General features: G+C 38.4%; 17 protein-coding genes. 1 reads left to right on the forward strand and 16 read right to left on the reverse strand.

Annotation, left to right across the window (positions count from 1 at the left end):
* Positions 1-14: 14 nt before the first annotated feature.
* From FC81_RS06455 to rpsU, 12 genes are all read right to left on the reverse strand, one after another.
* A complete protein-coding gene (locus FC81_RS06455; protein ID WP_057744521.1) occupies positions 15-932 on the reverse strand; it encodes a PLP-dependent cysteine synthase family protein in 918 nt (305 codons plus the stop codon).
* Between the two features lie 322 nt (positions 933-1254).
* On the reverse strand, positions 1255-2382 hold the full coding sequence (gene rpoD / locus FC81_RS06460) for an RNA polymerase sigma factor RpoD (protein ID WP_057744524.1): 1128 nt from the start codon (positions 2380-2382) through the stop codon (positions 1255-1257).
* Positions 2383-2394: 12 nt separating this feature from the next.
* Positions 2395-4248: a DNA primase gene (gene dnaG / locus FC81_RS06465; protein WP_057744527.1), complete on the reverse strand. Its 1854-nt coding sequence runs from the start codon at positions 4246-4248 to the stop codon at positions 2395-2397.
* 400 nt (positions 4249-4648) lie between these two features.
* Positions 4649-6739: a glycine--tRNA ligase subunit beta gene (gene glyS, locus FC81_RS06470; RefSeq protein WP_057744530.1), complete on the reverse strand. Its 2091-nt coding sequence runs from the start codon at positions 6737-6739 to the stop codon at positions 4649-4651.
* Between the two features lie 2 nt (positions 6740-6741).
* Positions 6742-7659 (reverse strand): glycine--tRNA ligase subunit alpha, encoded by a 918-nt coding sequence (gene glyQ, locus FC81_RS06475; protein WP_057744532.1) that lies wholly within the window; start codon positions 7657-7659, stop codon positions 6742-6744.
* Between the two features lie 295 nt (positions 7660-7954).
* Positions 7955-8737: a DNA repair protein RecO gene (gene recO, locus FC81_RS06480; RefSeq protein ID WP_057744536.1), complete on the reverse strand. Its 783-nt coding sequence runs from the start codon at positions 8735-8737 to the stop codon at positions 7955-7957.
* 51 nt (positions 8738-8788) lie between these two features.
* Positions 8789-9691: a GTPase Era gene (gene era / locus FC81_RS06485; protein WP_057744539.1), complete on the reverse strand. Its 903-nt coding sequence runs from the start codon at positions 9689-9691 to the stop codon at positions 8789-8791.
* A gap of 11 nt (positions 9692-9702) precedes the next feature.
* Positions 9703-10107, reverse strand: coding sequence for a diacylglycerol kinase family protein (locus FC81_RS06490; RefSeq protein WP_420806344.1), 405 nt, complete (start codon positions 10105-10107; stop codon positions 9703-9705).
* Positions 10085-10564: an rRNA maturation RNase YbeY gene (gene ybeY, locus FC81_RS06495; RefSeq protein ID WP_057744542.1), complete on the reverse strand. Its 480-nt coding sequence runs from the start codon at positions 10562-10564 to the stop codon at positions 10085-10087. Before ybeY ends, FC81_RS06490 begins: the two co-directional genes overlap by 23 nt.
* On the reverse strand, positions 10564-11547 hold the full coding sequence (locus tag FC81_RS06500) for a PhoH family protein (RefSeq protein ID WP_057744543.1): 984 nt from the start codon (positions 11545-11547) through the stop codon (positions 10564-10566). Before FC81_RS06500 ends, ybeY begins: the two co-directional genes overlap by 1 nt.
* Positions 11548-11719: 172 nt before the next feature.
* Entirely contained in the window at positions 11720-12163 is a 444-nt protein-coding gene (locus tag FC81_RS06505; protein WP_057744546.1) for a GatB/YqeY domain-containing protein, read from the reverse strand.
* Between the two features lie 22 nt (positions 12164-12185).
* Positions 12186-12371 (reverse strand): 30S ribosomal protein S21, encoded by a 186-nt coding sequence (gene rpsU / locus FC81_RS06510; protein ID WP_003690207.1) that lies wholly within the window; start codon positions 12369-12371, stop codon positions 12186-12188.
* A 231-nt stretch (positions 12372-12602) separates the two neighbouring features.
* On the opposite strand from rpsU, the gene FC81_RS06515 reads away from it, so the two are divergent.
* Positions 12603-13412 carry a pyruvate, water dikinase regulatory protein gene (locus FC81_RS06515; RefSeq protein WP_057744549.1) on the forward strand — a complete coding sequence of 270 codons (810 nt, stop codon included), beginning with the start codon at positions 12603-12605 and terminating at the stop codon, positions 13410-13412.
* Between the two features lie 87 nt (positions 13413-13499).
* On the opposite strand, the gene FC81_RS06520 is transcribed toward FC81_RS06515, so the two are convergent.
* The 4 genes from FC81_RS06520 to msrA are packed head-to-tail and all read right to left on the reverse strand — an operon-like array spanning position 13500 to position 17109.
* A complete protein-coding gene (locus FC81_RS06520; protein WP_057744552.1) occupies positions 13500-14414 on the reverse strand; it encodes a deoxyribonuclease IV in 915 nt (304 codons plus the stop codon).
* Between the two features lie 49 nt (positions 14415-14463).
* Positions 14464-15630 (reverse strand): CDP-glycerol glycerophosphotransferase family protein, encoded by a 1167-nt coding sequence (locus FC81_RS06525; RefSeq protein ID WP_235804647.1) that lies wholly within the window; start codon positions 15628-15630, stop codon positions 14464-14466.
* 46 nt (positions 15631-15676) lie between these two features.
* Entirely contained in the window at positions 15677-16552 is an 876-nt protein-coding gene (locus FC81_RS06530; protein WP_057744556.1) for a YitT family protein, read from the reverse strand.
* A 35-nt stretch (positions 16553-16587) separates the two neighbouring features.
* Positions 16588-17109: a peptide-methionine (S)-S-oxide reductase MsrA gene (msrA, locus tag FC81_RS06535; RefSeq protein ID WP_057744559.1), complete on the reverse strand. Its 522-nt coding sequence runs from the start codon at positions 17107-17109 to the stop codon at positions 16588-16590.
* Between the last annotated feature and the right edge of the window lie 118 nt (positions 17110-17227).

Here is a 17227-nt window from a genome sequence, read left to right on the forward strand (position 1 = left end):
TTATTTTTTCTCCTTTATGAATAAATATTCTGGCTTAAATAACGCTCACTGCTATCTGGAAAAATAGTAACAATATTACTGTTAGGTTTTAACTTTTCAGCTAATTTTAAACTGGCAGCCAAAGCTGCTCCACTGGAACTCCCCAATAACAGCCCCTCTTCAAGTGCCATTTTTTTAACTAGCATAAAAGCATTTCTATCACTGATTGTATAAATGTGGTCGACATCTTTTTTCTCTAAAAACGGAGGAATGAATTCTACACCTATTCCTTCAATTCGATGTGCGTGCCTAGGACCGCCATTTAAGATAGATCCTTCCGGTTCAACAACTGCCGTTTTTATCTTCGGAAAGTTTTCCTTCAAATAACGTGCTACTCCCACAAAAGTTCCACCGCTGCCAGCTCCAGCAGCGAACCCATCAATAGACAACTCATTTGCCTGCATTTCTTTTTTTATTTCAGGTGCAAGCGAGTGATAGTAAGCAGCAGGATTATCACGATTATTAAATTGCATCGGAACATAACTGTATGGGATTTCAGTTTCTAACCTGCGAGCCTTTTTTATTGCGCCTTTAATTCCATCAGCACTAGCTGTGTGCACTAGCCTTGCTCCTAAAGCTTTCATTAGAATCTGTTTCTCTTGGCTGAATTTTTCTGGAACAACCAGAATCGTTTTTAAACCCAACTGGCTTGCTGCCAACGCGATCCCAATCCCTGTATTCCCTGCAGTGGGTTCAATTATGGTTGTCTTTTGATTGATTAATCCCTTTACTTGCGCCTGTTGTAACATATATTTCCCCAAACGATCCTTGATACTTCCGCCAGGATTAAACATCTCAAGTTTTGCAAATATTCGTACTTTGTTTGGTGCCGTTATTTTCAACCGTATTAACGGTGTGTCCCCTATCAATTCTTCAACTCCTTGATAAATCATTTATCAATCTACCCCCTTTTTTACGTAAAGAAAAAGAGCGCGAATCATTTTAAGATTCGCGCTCTAATCGTTAGAAAATTAAACAGCTACTCCCACTATAGCTTAAATCGTGGTCGATAAGATGAGTAAACCCAAATAGCCGTATTTTCAACGTCAAAACGCGAAATACGACAACAGCATGAGTTATCCACAAAGTTTATCTTAAAAGCAGCCATCTTTTTCCCCTCTTTTCCTTATTACAGCTAGAATACTCTTATCAAACTCGAAAAGCAAGTAATTTATCGTCGAAAAAATTATCCTAGTAGATCTTAGGTTTTATGATTTATTCTAAGAAATCCTTCAATTGTTTTGAACGTGATGGATGTCTTAATTTACGTAAAGCCTTCGCCTCAATTTGACGAATACGTTCACGCGTTACGCCAAAAACTTTACCGACTTCTTCCAGTGTTCTTGTCCGACCATCATCAAGCCCAAAGCGTAAACGTAAAACATTTTCTTCACGGTCAGTTAAAGTATCAAGCACACTCTCAAGTTGCTCCTTAAGTAATTCATACGCAGCATGGTCAGCTGGACTAGTTGCATCGTGATCTTCAATAAAGTCTCCTAAGTGTGAATCATCTTCTTCTCCGATAGGTGTTTCAAGTGATACCGGTTCTTGAGCGATTTTCAAAATCTCACGTACTTTATCGGTTGGCATATCCATTTCCGCGCCAATCTCTTCTGGCATAGGTTCTCTACCCAAGTCTTGCAGCATTTGACGTTGAATTCTAATCAGCTTATTAATCGTTTCAACCATATGCACCGGAATCCTAATCGTTCTTGCTTGGTCAGCGATCGCACGAGTAATTGCTTGTCTGATCCACCACGTTGCATAGGTCGAGAATTTAAAGCCCTTACGATAATCAAATTTTTCAACGGCCTTCATTAGACCCATGTTTCCTTCTTGAATCAAATCAAGAAATGACATTCCGCGACCTACGTAGCGTTTTGCAATTGAAACTACTAGCCGTAAGTTAGCTTCTGCTAGCCGTTGCTTAGCCTCATCGTCGCCTTCTTCGATCCTCAAAGCCAAGGCAACTTCTTCATCAGCCGTTAGTAAATTCACCCGTCCGATTTCTTTAAGGTACATCCTGACTGGATCATTAATCTTAACACCTGCAGGTGCAGAAACATCACGATCTTTAGTCGCCTTCTCAGCTTCATTTGAAGCAGCTTTCAGACTATGTTCGCTTGGTTCTCCCTTTTCATCCACAACTGAAATGCCAGCATCCTCAACCTTTTGAATCATCGTTTCTATTTGTTTAGCATCTAAACTAAACGGTATTACTAATTTTTTTGTCAAATCATCATAATTAATTTGTTTTTTTGGTTTATAACTTCTAATAAGTTCACGTAAAGTTTTGGTGTATCCTACCTCATTCAATGCATTATTCTTTTTCTTTTCTGCCATGGGAGGTCCTCCTTATAATGATGTTGACTTTTCTTCTTGTTGCTGACGCAGTAAAGCAATTAGTTTAATGGTTAAATCCGTTACAAGTTGACTATTATTCATTCGTTTAGCATCTGAAAGCTGTTTCTTAATATTATTTATCTTACTTTCAAGCGGAGACTGTCTCATAATTAGATTTAGACAATCATTGATTTCCTCTTCATTTGTACCCTCGGCGTAGACACTAAGTGCTATTTCAATTACTAACTGTCGTAATCCATCGTCTTCAAGGTAATCAAGAAAGCGAGCTGTCTCATATTTATTATAAACTTTAAAATACCCTTCCGCTATTATATAGATTGTTTGATACATGTCATGAACAAACGAAAAGTCCTCCAGCTCTTTAACTTTTAACCAAGTACTATGGTCATGCAGTAGACGATACAACAGTAACCGTTCAGCCTTTTCAACTCGATCAAGATGGCGTTGCTCAACTTTAGTCTTAACTATTGGTTCTTTATGCAGTACTTCTGGTTGCTTAGTCTGCGTTTTATTCTGAGCCGTGTACTTTCTCAGGTATGTCTGTAACTGCGCCTCAAGATTTGTTTTTTCAATCCCAAAACGTTTAGCCAATTGATTAAGGTAAATATCTCTTTCAACTGGAGCCTTAACTTTAGCTAATTGTTGCAAGACATCAGCCAAATACGCTAGTTGATCAGCTTCATTCGCCAGATTACGATCTTGTTCATAATAGCGCATATAAAAAGCCGTGACTGTTTCGGGTGCATTCTGTGCAAGTTCAGCAAATTTTTCTTCGCCATACTTTTTGACATATTCGTCTGGATCCATCCTCTCAGGGATCGGCAAAACACCCAGTTGCATTTTAGTCAACGGTTCTAAGAGTGTTAGCGCACGTGCCGTCGCATGCTGTCCCGGATCGTCCCCATCGTAACAAATATCTAAATGATCAGTTACTCTTTCAAGTAAATAGATCTGTTCATTAGTCAAGCTCGTTCCCATTGAAGCCAGTCCATTTTTAACACCAGCACGGTATGCTGCCAGAACATCCATAAAACCTTCAAATAAAAGAGCTGACTTTTGATGACGAATCTCACTTTTAGCTTTATCAAAGTTAAAAAGAACTTTACGTTTATTAAAGATCTTAGTTTCCGGACTATTTAAATATTTCGGCTGCTTATTATCTTTAACTAAAAGCCGTCCAGAAAATGCAATCGTTTTTCCTTGCGGATCACGAATTGGAAAAAGAACCCGGTTATAAAAGCGTTCTTTCAAGGAACCATCTTGTAATTCTACAAAAAGGCCGGATTTACGTAACAGCTGTTGTTCAAGACCCTTTTCTTTAAAAAAAGCCGCCAAAAGTTCTTCTGTGGGTGCGTAACCTAGATTAAATTCTTTAATCATTGCATCATTCAGGCCACGTTCATGCAGATATGTTAATGCTTTTTCTCCCATGGCTGTATTTACAAGAATATGATTAAATAACTGGGCAGCATCACCATACATCTTCTTTAACTTAGTTGTTTCAGACGACTCAGCTGTACCATTGTTATTCAAGTTTTGTGTAACTTTCTGCGCTAATTTAATATTTCCCAATTCAGCGACACGAAGCACAGCATCCGGAAAGGAAAGATTTTCAATTTCCATAATAAACTTAAAAACATTGCCACCACGGTGACACGAAAAGCAATGGAAAATCTGTTTTTCTTCAGTAACTGAAAATGATGGTGTTTTTTCTTCATGAAAGGGACAAAGCCCAAAATAATTCTTTCCTGACTTACGCAACTGAACATATTGCCCTACAATATCAACGATATTGACACTTGAGCGGATAGTTTCGATAACTTCTTCGGGAATCCGTCGACTCACATTACCTCACCTCATTTTGGTAATAACAGTTGCGTTTATAAAGAGACTGGGTCAAAAATTAAATTTCGATCTAGTCCCCCTATTTATTCTGTATAAATTGTATTCTATAAACTGAGATTCTCCATTAACCTTTTAATACTCATATCAAAGCACTATACTACATTTAATGTTTTGCGCTAAAACTTGATTTAACAGCTTATTCATATTCTTTTTAGAAAAAATTACAATCGTATTAATGATACAATACGGTATTTAAAAAAGCAACTAATTAATTTTTTATTTAAGCATTACTACCCTACAATTAAAAAAAGGCTTTATTGTTAACTAGTATTTCACTAGTATCAATAAGCCCCAACTACTATCAGCTTAAATTTTAGTAGTTTAATTAAAAGTTACTATTTTACTTAACATTTAATTTGTTTAATGCACCAAATCTATACGTTAACGCTGCAATTTTTTGCAACTGTCTCAGACGATTCAGCCGCACCTTCTCATCTTCAACCATTATCATAGTTTCATCAAAATAGCTATTGATCAATGGACGTAATGATCCCAAGGCAGCGTAAAGTTCTTCACCAGAAAGGTTAGCTGCCTTACTCTCGATTTGTGAAACAGCCGTAAATAAATCTTTTTCTGCTTTATTTTCAAATAGGTCTGTTTTAACCGTCCCTATTTCCTTCGCTGGTAATTTTTCTGCCAAACGTAAAACACGTGTAAGTGCCTCGATATTAGCCTTAAAATCAGTTTCACCTTGATGTTCTTTTAAAATCTCTGCAGCTTGATACATTTTAATAAAGGAGTTAGCTGCAACACCTGAAACTGTTTCAATAATATCAAAATCAAATTGCTGACCACTGAGTAATTTCCGGAGACGCTCAATGATAAAGTCAGTCATTTTCTCAACATTTTTTACTGGCTTGATGTTGGCATATAATCCAGAAACATTCTGATAATTACACATAATCATTTCTTGCAAAGACACAGCTGAGAGGTCCCAACCGCGAGCAAGTGCAATTCTAACAATACCTGACGCTTGTCTTCTCAATGCATATGGATCATTCGATCCCGTTGGAACCATTCCAGCAGAGAAAAAGGCACTGATACTATCAATTTTATCCGCAATAGCAAGTAATGCACCAATTTTAGTCTCCGGTAATACACCTTCTGCTGAATTAGGTAAATAGTGTTCTCGAATAGCTGTCGCAACTTCTGGCTTTTCTCCCATTAACAACGCATATCTTTCTCCCATAACACCTTGAAGTTCGGAGAACTCACCGACCATCCCTGTAACAAGGTCAAATTTATAAATTGCAGCTGCTCGCTGCAGTTCTTCATTTTCCGCTGTTGTCAGGGTATCTTTTTTATCTAAACTAGCCGCTAACAACTGACACAAAGCTTGGACTCGCTGCAGTTTCTCATATGTTGTACCGATCTTGTCATGAAACATAACTTTTTTCAGACGTTCAACATAATCTGCAATCGTTTTTTGTTGATCTTCGTGATAGAAGAAGGCCGCATCTTCAAGTCTGGCAGTCAAAACTTTCTCATTCCCAGCAACGACTTTCTCTAAATGTTCGCTATCCCCATTGCGAACTGATACAAAATACGGTAACAGTTTGCCTGCTTGGTCTAAAACATAAAAGAAACGTTGATGATCCTTCATTGAAGTTATCAAGACCTCATCAGGGATATCAAGATATTTATCGGCAAAACTACCACTGAAAACTGTTGGAAATTCAACTAAGTTATTTACCTCTTCCAGTAATGAGGCATCAACTACTATGTGCCACTTATTTTTTGCTGCCAATGTCTTTATCTGTTCTTCAATCAATTGTTTGCGCTGAACAGCGTCTGCAATAACATGTTGAGCAATTAATGCCTGCGGATAATCGGCTGCGTCAGCTAAAGCGACTTCAGTCCCCAAGAAACGGTGTCCTTGAGTTAGCCGATCTGTTTTAATATTTAAGATACTGAATGGGATTACTTCTTTATCTAAAAGTGCTACTAACCAGCGAATAGGCCGAACATATTTGAAATCATTACTCCCCCAGCGCATCATCGTTGGGAAAACCATTGCAGTTAAAACTTGTTTGATACCGGTCAAAATTTCAGCCGCCGTTTGACCTGCAATATATTTTTTGACATAAGCATATTCAGTTCCCTTAAGTTCTTTAAAGAAAATATCTTCAGGCTTCATTCCTTGCCCACGTGAAAAACCAATTGCAGCTTTAGACCAGTTACCATCCTTATCGAGTGCTATCTTTTTAGCCGGGCCCTTAGCTTCTTCTTCGATATCACTTTGCTTATCCGCGACACCTGTGACTTTAACAGCCAGTCTTCGGGGAGTGGAAAAAGTCACTATTTCTTTAAAGTCAAGGCGTTGTTCCTCTAAGAAGGAGCTAACACGCTCTTTTAATTGCTGAACACTCGGAGTTACGACATGTGCAGGGATCTCTTCTAGCCCTACTTCAAGTAAGAATGTATGACTCATACCTATTTGTCCTCCTTCAATAATTTATTCCGCAATTTTTCATCCTTTATTAAAGGGAATCCTAATTTCTTTCGTTCTGCAACAAAGACCTTTGCGATTGACTTAGCCATATTACGGATTCTAGCTAAGTATCCAGCTCTTTCAGTAACCGAGACTGCACCGCGGGCATCAAGTAAGTTAAAAGTATGACTACATTTCAAAACATAATCATACGCCGGATGGACTAAACCATTTTTTATTTGTTTCTTAGCTTCAGCCTCATAGGTATCAAACAGCTTGAACAACATTTCCTGATTACTTTCTTCAAATGCATATTTAGAATGTTCAAATTCTGGTTCTCCAAAGATATCGCCATACTTAACACCAGCTGCCCACTCTAGATCAAAAACAGAATTAACATCTTGAATATATGATGACAGGCGTTCTAAACCATAAGTAACTTCCGAAGCAACTGGCTTTACCTCTAAGCCACCGACTTGCTGGAAATATGTAAACTGTGTGATTTCCATGCCGTCTAACCAAACTTCCCAACCAACACCGGCACAACCCATTGAAGGATTCTCCCAGTTATCCTCAACAAACCTGATATCATGTTCGTGCGGATCAATTCCTAAAGCACGCAAACTATCTAGGTATAAATCCTGAATATTTGCTGGTGACGGCTTCATAATAACTTGAAACTGATGATGCTGATAAAGGCGGTTAGGATTTTCTCCGTAACGTCCATCAGCAGGACGTCGTGATGGTTCCACATAAGCTGCATTCCACGGTTCGGGCCCAATTGCACGTAAAAACGTGTAAGGGCTCATCGTCCCAGCACCCTTTTCAGTATCATAAGCCTGCATTAACATACAGCCTTGTTTAGACCAGAAATGTTGCAGTGTCAAGATAATATCCTGTAAAGACATTTTGTTTGACATTTTGTTCCTCCTCAAAATTAGAATAAAATTATTCGTCTATAAAAGCATAAAAAAACCTATGCAACTATAAACAAATAGTTACATAGGGACGATTTCAGTATAACCGCGGTTCCACCCTACTTCTAGTTCTATAAACTAGCTTCTTCATTCACTTAGGCTCCGAAAATGCCAATATACTCCTTCAAGTGTCCGCTCTCACCAACTATCGGACTCGCTGTGACTTTATAAATATACCCTTTCTCATCACTGCCTAACTTATCATGTTAAGGATAAGCGAGAATAAGCGGTTTGTCAATTACTTATCGTCATTTAAAACGCTTTGCGGCCATTCCTTAATATCATCCAGAAATTTCTTTGCCTTAATGTTGACACCAACATCATTACGATAGATTTGATTCATCGTTAGCCGTAATCTATCCTTCGTCTCATCCTTGATCTTAATTGATCCCAAACGCATAAGATCAACTTTCGAAAAAAGACGCAAAAAATAAATTGTTCGTCGGTCTAAATGTAGCCGCCGTGGATCGAGATGCCAATGTTTCTGACATAAAAGACCACCATAGCTTTCTGAAAAATCATAAACAGTTGCTTCTTGATGGCAAATAACACAATCTTTCAAGTTAGGTTTAACACCAAACCGACCCAGCAGCTGCACTTCAACGATGTTCGTTACAATTGCCGCATCAAGCCCTTGATCAATTAAAGAAATTGCCCGCTCGATTTTTTGATACCATTCATTTAATGGATGGCCATCATTAAAGGCTGCTTCCGCTAAGCCTAAAATATAAGCTGCATAGGCATTTAGAACTATATCTTGGCAAATCGCCTGATACTGACCAGCTTCTTTAACAGCGCTAATAAAGGATAGGCCTTCATCATTAATCGTGCCAACATAGGTCGCTTTTGTAAAGGGTAAGATCGCCGCACTTAGACGAAAACCTCTTTTACGAGCACCCCGGATAAAAAACATCTTAAAGCCGAAACGATCCGTTAAAATTTTAACTAACATATCACGTTCACGATAGTCTTTTCGATAGACAACGACCCCTGAAAACTCAGCCATTTTTGTTGTTCCCAAAATGATCGCCTCCTCGCTAGCCTTTAACTATTAAAGACCGTTCTAATAACTTTAATAATCATCTTGCCTGTATCCTAAAGCTTTTAAATCCGTTTTTTTATCACGCCAATTGCTTTGGACTTTGACCCACAATTCAAGATAAACCTTATCTCCTAAAAGCAATTCGATATCCTTACGGGCTTTTGTTCCAATCGTTTTTAGCATTTTACCGCCCTTACCGATTAGAATACCTTTTTGTGAAGAGCGCTCTACAATAATTGTTGCTTGAACAAGAACTTTTTCCTCATCTTCCCTTTTGACCCTTTCAACAATTACTGCAACTGAGTGTGGAACTTCCTCTCGCGTCAATTCGAGCACCTTCTCCCGAATCAATTCACCAGCAATAAATCTTTCTGGATGATCAGTTACCTGGTCTTCAGGATAAAATTGCGGTCCTTCAGGCAAGATTGAGCTAACTGCACCTATTAATTCTTCGCAATTATTTCCTTGGAGCGCAGATATTGGATAAACTTCTTGAAAATCCAATTCACGACGATAATCGTCAACAATCTCCAGTAAATGATCTGGATGGATCTGGTCAATTTTATTTATTACCAAAAAGATCGGCTTCTTAACTTCCTTTAGACGCTTGATAATAAAATCATCTCCACGTCCTCTTTTTTGGGTCGCGTTAACCATAAATAGCACGGCATCAACTTCATTTAAGGTTGATAAGGCTGACTTCACCATAATATCTCCTAGTTGACTATGCGGTTTGTGAATACCTGGTGTATCGATAAAAACAATTTGTACTGCCTCAGTAGTGTATATCCCTTGGATCTTATTACGTGTTGTCTGTGCTTTATCACTCATAATTGCAATTTTTTGTCCAACAGCGCGGTTTAAAAAAGTTGATTTACCAACATTTGGCCGCCCAATAATTGCAACAAAACCTGAATGCTTTTTTATATCCATTTTTTACCCTCTCAACTTAACAATAAATTATAGATCTTAGGAACGAAGATGATCAGTGCCACGATCAATGCAAAAAACGCCGAGAGCAAAACTGCTCCTGCAGCCATATCCTTCGCTTTCTTTGCCAAAATATGATACTGGTAATCGGTTACCAGATCAACAATATTTTCGGCAACTGTATTCCAGATCTCATTAATAATCACTAACGTAATACTTAAAAACAACCATAACCATTCACTGGCTGCTAGTTTTAAAAACCAACCTAAAACAAGGGCTAGCGCGGCAGCGAGCAGGTGAAAACGCAGGTTGCGTTCCTCACCCATAACTGTTTTGAGTCCTTGGCAAGCATGATAAAAGGATTGTTTAAACTTAGTATGTTTCCATCTGTTTTTATTATTTTTTAAGTCCATAAGCATCCAAAATCTCACGTTGTAAATTAAACATTACTGTCTCATCTTCCTGACGCATATGATCATAGCCATTAAGATGCAGAAAACCATGAACGACTAAAAAGCCTAGTTCTCTTTCTTCTGAATGGCCTAGATAAGCAGCCTGTTCTTTAACCTTGTCCAGTGATACCATAATATCTCCAATGTTCTTTGGTAAAACAAAAGTACTATCTTCCGGCATAATGATCGGTGTATCATCATCTGTTTCTTCTTCAATCGCAAAACTGATAACATCCGTCGGCTTATCAACACCGCGGTATTGCTTATTGATCGCATGTATTTTTTCATTGTCCATTAAAGTTACCGACATTTCAGTATTCTCAGGTAGTTTAATGTAATTACCAGCAAACTCTAATAACTTTGTTATTAATTCAATCCATTCTTGACTTACTTGCTTAGTTTCATCATAAATTTCCAGGTCCACTATTTTTGCCCCTCTTTTTCAGTCTCACTCGCATAGGCTTGAATAATTTCAGCAACGACTGGGTGTCGTACAACATCGGATGCATCGAAATTAACAAATTCCACGTGCGGTAGCTGCTGTAAAATATGCTCTGCATCAATCAAACCACTTTGACGATGGCCGCGTGGTAAATCAATCTGTGTTTTATCACCATTAACTACCATTTTAGAGCCAAAACCCAATCGTGTTAAAAACATCTTCATCTGTGCCCTTGTTGTATTTTGTGCCTCATCTAAAATAACAAAAGCACTATCCAACGTTCGACCACGCATATAAGCTAGCGGTGCTATCTCAATTACTCCGCGGTCTAATAAGCGTTCCGTATGTTCTTTGCCAAGAACCGTATACAAAGCGTCATATACCGGACGAAGATACGGGTCAACTTTTTCTTTAAGATCTCCTGGCAAAAAGCCTAATGATTCTCCAGCTTCAACAGCCGGTCGTGTCAGAATAATTCGTTCCACAATGTTCTTTTTCAGAGCGGCGACTGCCATTACAACTGCTAAAAAAGTCTTTCCTGTTCCTGCAGGCCCGATTCCAAAGACTAAATCGTTTTTCTTGATAGCTTGTACATATTGCCGCTGCCCAAAATTTTTGACACGTATTGGTCTGCCTTTTTGATCTTTAAGCAGTACATCTGTATATAAGTCCTTAAAGTAATCTAATGTCCCCTTATCTGCCATTTTTATGGCAGAAATAACATCTGCGCTTCCAATAGTAATATTCTGACCAATCAAATCAGATAATTGTTGTAAAATATTCATAACACGGTTAACCGGTTCTCTTTCTCCGGTAACTCTTATCATGTCTCCAAAAGGATGAATCACAACATGTTCATTTTCTTCGAGAATCTCAACGTACTTATCATGGGTTCCCAATAGAGCTTGGCCCTGTTGCGAATCAGCTAATTTAAACTCTTTTTCAACCAACTGTTTTTCCGTCAATCCATTTTGCTCCTTCAGTTAAGCATTAATATGCTTAAATCATAGCATAAAAGGGCTAACAACAAAAGGTAAGGTGTAGATTCTTTCCTCAAATACAGGCAAAAAGACAGACTACCCATAATTGGCAATCTGTCTTCTTATTATGACACAATAAAAACTTATTGAATCAAAATTAACTTAGTAATGATTTTACCACTGTATTTACTACTTTTCCGTCAGCCTGTCCCTTTACTTGAGGCATAACTGCACCCATCACCTTACCAAAATCGGCTTTTGATGTTGCTCCAACTCGTTGGATAGTTTCGCGAACAATAGTCTTTACTTCGTCTTCTCCGAGCTGTTTTGGCAAATAACGCTGAACAACTTTAATCTCTTGCTCAAGGCCAGCGACTAAATCAGTCCGCCCCGCATCTGAAAACTCTACGGCAGCATCCTTACGTTGTTTAAGCTCACGCGACAAAACAGCTAACTCTTCATCAGAAGTTAACGTGTGACCCACTTTGATCTGCTCATTCATCGCAGCAGACTTTAACATACGCACAGTACTTAAAGTCACCTTATCGTGAGCCTTCATGGCAGTTTTCAAATCATTATTCAATGAATCAAGTAAGCTCATCAGTTCTATCCCCCCTTAGGAATTAGAAACGACGTTTATTCTTACGCTTTCTTGCTGCTTCAGATTTTTTCTTGCGTTTCACACTAGGCTTCTCGTAAAATTCACGTTTACGGTATTCTTGTAAAGTACCTGTTTTTGAAACGGTACGTTTGAAGCGACGAAGAGCGTCATCAAGAGATTCGTTTTTACGAACGACTGTCTTTGACATTTTGTTTCCCTCCCTCCGAGCTTAAAATGTAACCGTTATATTCTGCGTAAACACACAAACTTCTAACAGTTCTATACTATTATAACTAAACAGATGCCATGCGTCAATATAACTTTACTAGTATTCACTAAAAGCTAAAAGTTTTTGTGATGATTGTTTTATCAATCAATTCATTATACTATAGACATAAGTTAATAAAGCGTTTTTAATTTGATCAGTTGGAGGAACAATATGCCTAACACTAAGAAAATGTCCATTTTTATAATTTCTGATTCACTTGGAGAAACAGGTTATAATCTCGCTCAATCTGCTTCTGTCCAATTTCCTGATATTGATTTTTCACTGCATCGGTTTCCACTTGCTAAAACAACTTCACTTTTAGCTGGAATTCTTGCCCAAGCTAAACGAGCTGATGCTTTTATTATTCACACCTTTGCGGACCCAGATCTTTCTAAATATGTTACTTCATTTTGTCAGACTAATTCTTTAGCCGTTCTAGATGCTATTTCACCACTGATCGCAACTATCCAGGCCAAAACCGGTTCCCATCCCTTGCAGCAAGCTGGGTTAAATCATAATCTCAACGAGACCTATTTTAACCGTATCAAAGCACTTGAGTTTGCGGTTACTTATGATGATGGCAAGGACCCAGCCGGGTATCTAAAAGCCGATATCATTCTTCTAGGCGTTTCACGTACATCTAAAACGCCGCTATCCTTATATCTTGCTAATAAAAATTATCTTGTAGCTAACCTACCACTTGTTCCTAAGGCTAAAATCCCAGATGAGATCTGGCAAGTTAATCCCCAAAAAATTATTGGGCTAACTAATGATCCTAAAATTCTAAATAGTATTCGGCGAGAACGGATGTTGACATACGGACTAAATCCTGATACTAATTATTCTAATGTTGATAATATTGAAGCGGAGTTAAAGTATGCTCACGAGTTATACCGAAAACTTGGCTGCCTTGTTATTAATGTCTCCAATAAATCCATTGAAGAAACAGCAACTTTAATTACTGAAAGCTTAGCAGAATAGCTGATTGTTTCAAAAAGACCGCTAAATAGCAACTGAAGAGCTACTGCTATTTAGCGGTCTTTTTATCTTCATTTCTAACAATTATCATTACTTAAAACGTGGTAACTGTCCTTCACAGTTAACGATGTTAGTTAGTGTTTCTGGATCAAATTTTTGCTCCTTAAACATTTTTATCTCATATGCATATGGTGGGAAAGCGTGTTTTTTATCTGGACCAACATATGGCGTCTCCATAATCTTTGGAATTTGCTCCAAGCTACTATGATGAACAATGTAATTCAGTGCTTTAAAACCGATTGTTCCAAAACCAATATTTGCATGCCGATCCTTATGACTCCCTATCTCATTCTTCGAGTCATTAACATGCACGACTTTAAGTCTTTCCAGACCTATACGATGATCAAACTCATTAAGAACTCCGTCAAAATCATCCTTAACATTATAACCGGCATCATTTGTATGACACGTGTCCAGCGTTACTGATAACTTCTCGTTATAAGTTACTCCAGAAATAATTTGTGCAAGCTCTTCAAATGTCCGTCCTACCTCAGTCCCCTTGCCAGCCATTGTTTCAAGCGCAATCTGCAATGATTGCTCCGGCTCAATCACTTCGTTCAGGCCTTTAATAATGTTTGCAATAGCCGCGTCAGCACCTGCGCCAACATGTGCACCAGGATGGAATGTCATTTGCTTGGCACCGAGTGCTTCAGCACGTTTAACCTCATCTCTCAAAAAGGCAACCGCAAACTTGAAATTTTCAGGCTTCTTAGTGTTGCCTAGATTAATAATATAAGGTGCGTGGACAACAATATTACTGAGGTTATGCTGCTGCATAAAATCATGTCCAGCTTCAATATTCATTGCTGCAATTTTTTTACGGCGTGTATTTTGCGGTGCGCCCGTATAGATCATGAAAGTCGTTGCACCATAATCAGCTGCTTCTTCAGCTGAACCTAAAAGCATTTTCTGTCCTTTCATCCCAACATGTGATCCAAGTAACATTTTAATTTCTTCCTCCTCTTCACTACTTAAGCTAACTGCTGTCAAAAGTTTAGCCAAAGTAATGTTTAATGATACGTGCTGTAGCTTGACCATCGTTTCTAGTGTTCCATAATTGATTAAATTGCCGAAAATCTTGCCGAAGCAAAGGCTTTTTTAAAGTCTGAGCCAGTTCCGCCGTTGTTAATACTAATGGGCCCGGCAACCACTGCTCAAAATCATGTTGGAGTCCAACTTGGTTCTGGTACTCATGCAGATCATAACAGTAAAATAAAATTTCTTGTGCATTATCCAAGAGTGTATAATCAAAAGCAACCGATGAATAGTCTGTTATTAGGCGATCTGTGACAGGTAAAAGGTCTTCCGTTGTAAAATCATCCATCCATAAGACCTGCTTACTCTTGGCTAAACGCGTACGAATAAGCTGACTGATGTTTTTCAGATGCGGATGAAGTTTAATTATCAGAACTTGATTCGATGCTAACCGTCCCACCAGTTGAAAGAAATCTTCCGGCAATTCTAATGTGACTCCCGTAGTACTTTCACGATAAGTAGGTGCATATAAAATAACTTCTTTGCCTTTCAAGGCAGGATTAACTTGATAAAAGCGTCTTCTCTTTTGGGTTATCCATTCTGCACGCAAAAATTTGTCTGAGCGGGGGTAGCCTAGAGTCAGCATTTTTTTCTTATCGACATCATAGCTTTCGCTAAAAATCTCTCCCATTTTTGGTGACGCTATAACGTAATCATCAAACTGATCATAAACTGCCTGAAACCTTTTCTGTGCAGCTGCACTTCTTAGTTGCGTTTTAGGTTCCTGCCATCCAAATGACTTAACTGCCCCGTTTGCATGCCACACTTGAACAACTCTTGTTTTTTGACGTTTAAACTGGCAACCAGCTAAAAAAGCGTAATAATTATCGCAAAACAGCAGTTTAGCAGCCACAACAAACCGCAAACCTGAAAACAAAAAATGAAGTCCTTCCGTGAAACTAACCGTTTTTATCCCTGCAGCAGCTAAGTCATTAGCCGCACCCGAACAGCTTGGATAAAATAACACTACCAACTGTTTCCCTTCACGCGAACATTTTTGTCCAAGCTTTACAATAAATTCGTTGTTATTTCCAAAACTCATTAAATAAACAACTAATGTCGGCTCTTTTTTACCCCACCAAGCCGCAAAGAAACGAACCAACCAGATATAAAGTACTTTCTTCATTATGCAACATACTTTCTGATTTACTCATAAATTTTATTTTTAATGCTTAAGGTTCTGGCTCATAGAAGTGTCCCATAATCTTCACGTTATCTGAGATACTAACGAAAGCATAAGGATCAGACTCCTCCATTGCATTTTTTAATTCCAGCTGTTCATACCGAGAAATAACTGTGAAAAGAATTGTTTTTTGATCATGCCGGTAGGCCCCTTCAGCACCGTGGACAATAGTAATCCCACGGCGCATATGTGTCTGAATACAGTCAACCACACTTTTCGGCTTATTAGTCACTATCATGACTTGCATTTTCTGCTGTCGCGTATAGACGATGTCCATAACGCGTGCATTAACAAAAATTCCCAAAGCTGAGTAAAAAGCATACGGCCAACCATAAACCGCACCAGCAGCAAAAATAATAAAAGCATTAAAAATAATATTAATTGTTCCAATACTTTTTCCCGTCAGTTTCCGTAAGGTTAAACCAATAATATCCAACCCACCAGTTGAAATACCATTTTTAAGAGCCAAACCTGTTCCAAAACCATTTATTGCCGCTCCAAAAATTGCACAGATAATCGGATCTTTTGTTAACGTAACTGTTGAAATCGACTTGATCATAATACTTGAAAAAACGACCGCTAAAAATGTAAAAAACGTAAAGCGATGACCGATTTGTTTCCAAGCTAGAAAAAACAAAGGCACATTTAGTATGAAAAGTAGAGCCGCTGTTGAAAGTTGAAAAGGTAGGTACCGTTTCATCAAGGTTGTACTTAGTTGGGCTAAGCCAGTTATTCCAGAAGAATAAATTTTTCCCGGTACCCAGAAAAAGTTCATAGCGACAGAAACTAAAATACCATAAATAAATGCTGCCGAAGCACGGGCAACATACTGATGCCTTTTCCAAATCTGTTGAAGTTCATCCATAAATCTCTCTTAGCTCCTTAATTTCTTAGCCACTACTACTTTGACCAATTTTTTTCTTTAAAGGCTTGCCGCTGCATCTCTTCCAACTCAAAGCGAGTAGGATCTTTTTTATAAAAATCCTGGTGATATTCCTCGGCTGGGTAAAAAGGCTTAGCATCTTCAATCTGAGTCACAATAGGAGCCGTAAAACGACCACTTGCTGCCAAAGCCTTTTTAGAAGCAAGTGCACTTTCACGCTGGATAGCACTATTCGTAAAAATAACGGGCCGATAACTATCTCCCCGGTCTTGAAATTGTCCCATTGCATCAGTTGGATCGGTTTGCTGCCAGTAAACTTGCAACAAGTCTTCGTATGAGATCACTTCAGGGTCAAATGTTATTTCCACCGCTTCAGTATGTCCTGTTTGATGTGAACAAACTTCTTCATAGGTTGGATTGGGGACATGCCCACCTGTATAACCCGCTGTAACTGCAATAATTCCAGGTTGCTCATCAAACGGCTTAACCATGCACCAGAAACATCCACCAGCAAATATTGCTGTTTCTTTTTTACTCAAATCGATCCCTCCAGAATTTTTACTCTTGTGATTACCTTCTAAGATAACCTAATTCCATCCATTCAGCAAGATTAGCAATCTTAAAGTAAAAGCACAACTTTATCTGCACATATTAAAG

Origin of the sequence: Liquorilactobacillus capillatus DSM 19910 (assembly GCF_001434915.1) — a bacterium.
GTDB lineage: Bacteria > Bacillota > Bacilli > Lactobacillales > Lactobacillaceae > Liquorilactobacillus > Liquorilactobacillus capillatus.

Excerpts from the sequence above, each read along its gene's own strand:
- FC81_RS06455 (WP_057744521.1), bottom strand. The coding sequence starts at position 932 with ATGATTTATCAAGGAGTTGAAGAATTGATAGGGGACACACCGTTAATA.
- rpoD (WP_057744524.1), bottom strand. The coding sequence starts at position 2,382 with ATGGCAGAAAAGAAAAAGAATAATGCATTGAATGAGGTAGGATACACC.
- glyS (WP_057744530.1), bottom strand. The coding sequence starts at position 6,739 with ATGAGTCATACATTCTTACTTGAAGTAGGGCTAGAAGAGATCCCTGCA.
- glyQ (WP_057744532.1), bottom strand. The coding sequence starts at position 7,659 with ATGTCAAACAAAATGTCTTTACAGGATATTATCTTGACACTGCAACAT.
- era (WP_057744539.1), bottom strand. The coding sequence starts at position 9,691 with ATGGATATAAAAAAGCATTCAGGTTTTGTTGCAATTATTGGGCGGCCA.
- FC81_RS06490 (WP_420806344.1), bottom strand. The coding sequence starts at position 10,107 with ATGCTTATGGACTTAAAAAATAATAAAAACAGATGGAAACATACTAAG.
- FC81_RS06505 (WP_057744546.1), bottom strand. The coding sequence starts at position 12,163 with ATGAGCTTACTTGATTCATTGAATAATGATTTGAAAACTGCCATGAAG.
- rpsU (WP_003690207.1), bottom strand. The coding sequence starts at position 12,371 with ATGTCAAAGACAGTCGTTCGTAAAAACGAATCTCTTGATGACGCTCTT.
- FC81_RS06515 (WP_057744549.1), top strand. The coding sequence starts at position 12,603 with ATGCCTAACACTAAGAAAATGTCCATTTTTATAATTTCTGATTCACTT.
- FC81_RS06520 (WP_057744552.1), bottom strand. The coding sequence starts at position 14,414 with ATGTTACTTGGATCACATGTTGGGATGAAAGGACAGAAAATGCTTTTA.
- FC81_RS06525 (WP_235804647.1), bottom strand. The coding sequence starts at position 15,630 with ATGAAGAAAGTACTTTATATCTGGTTGGTTCGTTTCTTTGCGGCTTGG.
- FC81_RS06530 (WP_057744556.1), bottom strand. The coding sequence starts at position 16,552 with ATGGATGAACTTCAACAGATTTGGAAAAGGCATCAGTATGTTGCCCGT.